Here is a 7,325-nt window from a genome sequence, read left to right as displayed (position 1 = left end):
AAAAACGCAACCGGCACCGACGCCGCCCCCGCAAACGACCACCCCACAGGAACACCAACCACCAACCGCCCATCCACCACCACCACATCACCGAACGCACCCGACACCAGACCCATCACCCGATCACCCACACCCAGACCCGACACACCAGGGCCCACCTCAACCACCACACCCGCCGCCTCGCTGCCGAGTTGGGCGCGGCCTGGGTACATGCCGAGGGCGATCAGCACATCGCGGAAGTTCAGGCCGCCGGCATGGACCTCGACCCGCACCTCGCCCGGTCCCAGGGGGCGAACAGCGTCGTAGGAGGGGGCGAGTGCCAGGCCTTGGAGGGTGCCCCCGCCGGTGCTGTGCAGCCGCCAGCCCGACTCGGCCGGCATCGTGAGGGTGCCGCTGTGCGGTCGGGTCAGGCGGGGTGCGTGCAGTACCCCGCCGCGGACGGCGGTCTGAGGTGCGGCGGAGTCGATCGCCGCGGTGAGGGACGGACTGTCGGCGTGGTCGAGGTCGATGAGGGCGATCCGTCCGGGGTTCTCGGTCTGCGCCGAGCGCAGTAGTCCCCAGACCGGGGCCCAGTCCGGGCGCGCCGGAGTCTCGTCCGGGCCTGTGGTGACAGCCATACGTGTCACGATGACGAGGCGGGAATTCTCGCTGCGCGGGTCGGCCAGCCACTCCTGGACCGTGTGCAGCACCGCAGTGAGCCGGGATAGGGCGGACGCGGGCGAGTCCTCGTCGTCGGGCGGCGCGACACAAGGCAGTACGACTGCTTCGGGGAAGGCATCTTCGTGCGTCTGCCGCAGCTCGTCCCAGTCGCCGACCGTGCGGAACGCCTCGCCCGGGTCGGGGCCAAGGTCCGTGCCCACGACGACGGGCAGTGACCGGCTCGAGGGGCACGTCGGTTCGAAGGGCACCCAGTCCAGTCGGAACAGCGCCTCGTCGTCTGCCGGTTCCCCGGCCGCCGCCCGCAGCGCGGCAAACATCTCAGGTGCGACGGCCCTCAGTTGGAGTTCCTCGACATCGATCACGGGTGCGCCGAGGGAATCGGCCGCGGTGAGCGACACCGTCGAGGGGCCGGTACGGGTCAGCCGCACGCGCAACGCCGTTGCGCCGACCGCGTGGAGGGTGACGCCGGTCCAGCCGAACGGCAGCAGCGTCCCCTCTCCCTCCTCCAGTCCGACGAACCGACTGATCTGGAGTGCGCCGTCCAGTGCTGCGGGGTGCAAGCCGAATTGGGCGGCCGTGGTGTGCTGCGCCTCGGGGAGCTCGATCTCGGCGAGGAGTTCGTCCCCGCGCCGCCAGGCAGCGCGCACGGTCCGGAACGTGGGCCCGTATCCATAACCCGCGTCAGCGGCACCGTCATAGAACGCTGCGATGTCGACGGGTTCGGCGTCCGTAGGCGGCCACGCGGTCAGGCCGGAGTCGCGGTCCGAGGGCACGGCCGGGGCGATCTCGCCGGTGGCGTGCTGGGTCCAGGGCTGATCCGTGGGCGCGCGATCGGGACGCGAGTGCACAGCCAGCGGCCGCCTGCCGCTCTCGTCGGGTTCGCCGACCCATACCTGGAAGGTGACGGCGGTCGCCTCGTCCAGGATCAGCGGCGAGGCCAGTATGAGGTCGGTGAGGCGGTCGCAGCCCACTTCGTGGGCGGCGCGCAGGGCGGTCTCGACGAAGGCCGTACCGGGCAGCAGGACCGTTCCGCCCACCATGTGGTCGGCGAGCCAGGGCTGGGCGGCGACGGACAGCCGGCCCGTGAGTACGTACTCGTCGGCATGGGCGACCTGTACGGCTGCGCCGAGCAGCGGGTGGTCGGCGGCGCGCAGCCCGGCCGCATCGACGTCTCCGACGCCCGACGTGCCCTCGAGCCAGTACCGCTGCCGCTGGAAGGGGTACGTCGGCAGGTCAGCGTGTCCGTGGGGGGTGGCCGGCAGGACAGCGGCCCAGGTGACGGAGGTGCCCTTGGTCCACAGGCGGGCGAGCGCGGTGAGCAGGGCGCGGGTCTCCGTGCCGTCTGCGCGCGGTGCGGCGGTGGCCACCACGGCGGGATCGCCGCGCAGCGCGGCCAGGCAGTCGTCGACGAGCGGGGCGAGCACGGGGCGGGGGCCGAGTTCGAGGAAGGCGCCGATGCCCCGCTCCCGCAGTGCGGCGACGACGTCGGCGAAACGCACCGTCCGCCGCACGTGGTCGGCCCAGTATTCCGGGCCGGCCAGGCGTTCCTCGCCCAGGGGCGCTCCGGTGACGTTTGAAATCACTGGTATGCGAGGGGTGCCGTAGGACAGGCCCGCGACGGTCCGCTTGAAGTCGGCGAGCATGGGGTCCATCAGCGGGGAGTGGAAGGCGTGCGACACCTTCAGTCGGCGGGTCCTGCGCCCGAGCGTGGCGAAGTGGTCCGCGACGCGGCGCACTTCGTCGGCGGTGCCGGAGATCGTGACCGAGGTCGGGCCGTTGACCGCGGCCAGGCCGACGGTGTGGGTGTGCGGCGCGATCAAGGGAAGGATCTCCTCCTCGGTGGCCTCCACGGAGACCATGACGCCGCCGGTGGGCAGGGCCTGCATGAGTCGGCCGCGTGCGACGACGAGCGTCACCGCGTCTGGCAGCGAGAACACGCCCGCCACGTGGGCGGCCACGATCTCACCGATGGAGTGGCCCGCGACGAACTCGGGCCGTAGTCCGAAGGACTCGGCCAGCCGGTACAGGGCGCGTTCGACGGTGAACAGGGCGCACTGGGTATAGAGCGTCTGGTCGAGCAGGTCGTCCGGGGAGCCCTCGATGACCTGCTTGAGGGGATGGTCCAGGTGGGCGTCGAAGGCCGCGCACGCCTCGTCGAAGGCCTCCGCGAATACGGGGTGTGCCTCGTGGAGTTCGCGGCCCATGCCGACGCGTTGCGCTCCCTGGCCGCTGAATAGCACGGCGAGCCGGGGCGCCGGTCCGTCGAGCGTGCCGGTCTCGACTCCGACGGTCTCGCCTCCTTGCGCCAGCGCGGCCAGTCCGGCGACGGCTTCGGAATGGCCCGCGGCGATGACGACGCCTCGGTGCTCCAAGGCCGCCCGAGCCGACGCCGTCGCACGCGCCACGTCGGTGAAGGGCTCGGCGGGCCGGTCTGTGAGCCACGTCCGAAGCCGTTCCGCCTGGCCGGCCAGGGCTTCGGTGGATTTGGCCGAGAGCAGGAGGGGGAGCTCTCCGGCGGGCGGCGGTACGTCCGCCGCCGTGGAGGAAGCGGGGGCCGTCGGAGGTTCTTCCAGGACGACGTGGGCGTTGGTGCCGCTGATGCCGAAGGAGGAGACGGCCGCGCGCCGCGGCCCGCCCCGTCGCGGCCATGGCCTGGCGCGGTCGAGCAGCGCGATCGCGCCGGCCTCCCAGTCGACGTGTGGGGTCGGCTCGTCCAGGTGCAGCGTGGCGGGCAGTTCGTCGTGCCGCATCGCCATGACCATCTTGATCACACCCGCGACACCGGCGGCCGTCTGGGTGTGCCCGATGTTCGACTTGAGGGAGCCCAGCCACAGGGGACGGTCGGCGGGCCGGTCGGCGCCATAGGTGGCGAGCAGCGCTTGTGCCTCGATGGGATCGCCGAGGGCGGTGCCCGTACCGTGGCCCTCCACGGCGTCCACCTCGGCCGGACGCAGCCCTGCGGCGGCCAGCGCGGCACGGATGACCCGCTGCTGCGAGGGGCCGTTGGGAGCGGTCAGACCGTTGGAGGCACCGTCCTGGTTGACCGCCGTACCGCGTACGACGCCGAGGACGGGATGTCCGTTGCGCAGGGCGTCCGACAGCCGTTCCACCAGCAGCACGCCGGCTCCCTCGGCCCAGGCGGTGCCGTCGGCGGCCGCCGCGAACGGCTTGCATCGCCCGTCCGGGGCCAGCCCGCGCTGGCGGCTGAACTCCACGAAGACGTGCGGGGTGGCCATCACGGTCACTCCGCCCGCCAGCGCCATCGAGCACTCCCCGGCGCGCACCGCCTGCGCGGCCAGGTGCAGAGCGACCAGGGAGGACGAGCACGCGGTGTCCACCGTGACGGCGGGGCCCTCAAAGCCGAAGGTGTAGGCGACGCGGCCGCAGACGACGCTGCCCTGGGTGCCGGTCACCGTGTAGCCCTCCACCTCGGCCGGGGTGCGGGACAGAGCGGTGCCGTAGTCGTGGTGCATGATCCCTGCGAACACGCCGACCCGTTCGCCGCGCAACCCGGCCGGGTCGATCCCGGCCCGTTCGAGGACCTCCCAGGAGATCTCCAGCATCAGCCGCTGCTGGGGGTCCATCGCTAGCGCCTCACGCGGCGAGATGCCGAAGAATCCGGCGTCGAAGTCGGCGGCGTCGTACAGGAATCCGCCTTCCCTGGTGTACGAGGTCCCGGAGCGCTCGGGGTCGGGGTCGTACAGCCGCGCCAGGTCCCATCCGCGGTCGGCGGGAAACGTGCCGATGGCGTCGCCGCCGGTCGCGACGAGTCGCCACAGGTCCTCGGGGGAGGCGACGCCGCCGGGGTAGCGGCAGGCCATGGCCACGATGGCGATGGGCTCGTCCGCCGACGCGGCCACGACGGTGCGGGGCTCGGCGGTCGCCGAAGCGGCTCCGAGCAGCTGGGTATGCAGCAGCTGTACCAGGGAGTCCGGCGTCGGGTGATCGAAAATCATCGTGGCGGGCAGGCGCAGTCCCGTCGCCGCGTTCAGCCGGTTGCGCAGTTCCAGCGCGGTCAGCGAGTCGAAGCCGATCTCCTTGAAGGCCAGCCCGCCGTCGATCGTTGCCGGTGAGGCGTGCCCGAGCACGGCCGCAACGTGCGTACGCACCAAGTCGCGCAGCAGCTCGGACCGGTCGTCCTCGGCGAGCGCGGCCAGCCGCCGTGCCAACGACCGCACGGACCCCGCTGTACGCGCCCCTGTCGCGAGCCGGGTTCCGGCCAGGGCGCGCAGCAGGGGCGGTACGACGGTGTCGGCCTTGCGGCGCAGCGCGCCCAGGTCCAGGCGGGCGGGCACAGCAAGCGCCTCGTCCAGGGCGAGGGCGGCGTCGAATAGGGCCCCGCCCGACTCGGCGGGCAGCGGCAGGAGGCCGGCCCGGGCCATGCGGGCCAGGTCGCGCTCTTCGATGCGTTCGCTCATGCCGCCACCGGTCGGCGCCCACGTTCCCCAGGCGAGGGAGACGGCGGGAAGCCCTTCGGCGCGCCTGTGCTGGGCCAGGGCGTCGAGGAAGGTGTTGGCGGCCGCGTAGTTGGCCTGTCCGGGGCCTCCGAGGACACCCATCACCGAGGAAAACAGCACGAAAGCGGTGAGCCGATGCTCGCGGGTCAGTTCGTGCAGGTGCAGGGCGGCGTCGAGCTTGGGACGGAGCACACGGTCGAGCCGCTCAGGGGTGAGCGACTCCACGATGCCGTCGTCGTTGACTCCGGCGGCGTGGACGACGGCCGTCGGCTTGTGGCGGTCCAGCACCGCGGCGAGCTGTTCACGGTCGGCGGCGTCACAGGCGACGACGGAGACCTCGGCGCCCAACGCGCTGAGCGCGTCGCGCAGCTCGCCGGTCCCGGGCGCTGCCTCGCCTCGGGTCCCGGCGAGTACGAGTCGTCGTACGCCGTGGGTGGTGACCAGGTGACGGGCGATCAGGCCGCCGAGCGCGCCGGTGCCTCCGGTGATCAGCACGGTGCTGTCCGGACCGAAGGGCGGTTGTGCCGCCGGATCGGAACGCGTTGCGCGTACCAGCCTGGGCACCAGGGGTACGCCGTCGCGGACTGCGAGTTGTTCCTCTCCTGTCGCAGCCGCCGCCGTCAGGTGCGAACCGTTCCCGGCCGCGTCGAGGTCCACGAGCATGAGACGGCCGGGATGCTCCGACTGGACCGACCGCACCAGTCCCCACACAGGTGCCAAGGTCAGGTCGGGCAGGATGTCGTCGGGTCCTGTGACGACCGCGCCGCGTGTGGCGATCAGCAGCCGGGAGCCCTGGAGACGCCGGTCGGCCAGCCAGGTGCGCACGGTCTCCAGCACGCGGTCCAGCGCGATGCGTGCCGCCGCCGCGATCTCGTGCCCTTCGGCCGTGGGCCGCATGGGGAGCACGATCACGTCCGGGGCTTGCGCGCCCGCCTCGACGGAGGCGGCGAGAGCGGCGATGTCGGTGTGCTGATCCGCGGTCAGGCCCTCGACCGGCTCGTCGCCGATCACGGCCCAGGTCCCCGGCGCGGCAGCGTCCGCCTGCTGCGTGGGCAGCGGCGTCCAGTCCAGGCGATGGAGCATGTCCCGGACCGCCGTACGGGCAGCGGTGAGTTGCGCGGTAGAGGCGGACCGCCAGGTCAGCGCCTCCAGTGAGGCAACCGGGCGGTTCTGGGCATCGGTGATGGCCAGCGCCGTCACGTCCGGTCCGGCGGCGAGCACCCTGACACGCAGCGGTCCGGCGCCGGGGCCATGCAGTGTGAGGCCGCGCCACATCACCGGCAGGGGTGCCCCGTGCTCGCCGTGGCCCACCGGTCCCAGGAGCGCGCTCTGCAAGGCGGCGTCCAGCAGGGCTGGGTGGATCCCGCGCCCGTCGACGTCGAGGGCGGCTCCGGGGGGCGCCTGGACCTCGGCGCATATCTCACCAGGGCGCCTCCAAGCGGCGGTGAGCCCCTGGAAGGCCGGGCCGTGCTCGTAACCGGACTCGGCGATGTCCTCGTAGAAGCCGTCCAGGTCGACCGGTTCCGCGCCAGGCGGCGGCCAGGACTCCACCGCGACCTCCGGCTCCTGGGCAGTGGGTTGGAGTTCTCCGGTCGCATGCCGAACCCAGGGAGCCGTGTCGTCGTCGCGCGAATGCACGGTGACCGGGCGCCGCCCTCGCTCGTCGGGGGTACCGGCCCAGACCTGGAGCTGGATGGTTCCCTCCTCGGGGATCACCAGCGGAGTCTCCAGGGTGAGTTCGCCGAGTGTGGCGCAGTCGACCTGCGCGCCGGCCCGCAACGCGAAGTCGACGAATGCGGTGGCCGGCAGCAGTGTCGTCCCGAGCACCACATGATCGGCGAGCCAGGGGTGGGTGCGCAGGGAGACTTCCGTGTCAAGGACCACCTCGTCGGAATGCGCCATGGTGACGGTCGCGATGTCTGCCGCCCTCTGCCTGTCCTCCAGCCAGTACCGGCTGTGCTGGAAGGGATACGTCGGCAGATCCACGGCCGGGGCGGGAGGCAGCAGCGCATTCCAGTCCACGGAGGCGCCGGAGCTCCACAGCGTGCCCAGGGCGTTCAGCAGCGCCTCGGGTTCGAGGTGATCTTTGCGCAGGGTTGGTACGGCCGTGACATCGTCACCGCAGGCCTCACGCACCAACGCGGTCAACACACCCCCCGGCCCAACCTCGAGGAAGCGGCCCGCCCCCAACTCCCGCATCGCCGCGAC

The 7,325-nt window shown here is 72.3% G+C and carries 1 protein-coding gene; it reads right to left on the bottom strand.

Annotation, left to right across the window (positions count from 1 at the left end):
• A partial coding sequence (locus ACWD3I_RS48855; RefSeq protein WP_365413705.1) for an SDR family NAD(P)-dependent oxidoreductase occupies positions 1-7,325 on the bottom strand: 7,325 nt, incomplete at both ends.

This window comes from Streptomyces sp. NPDC002817 (assembly GCF_053592055.1).
The sequence above is the reverse complement of the archived record's forward strand: the minus strand, read 5'-3'. Positions and strand labels throughout refer to the sequence as shown.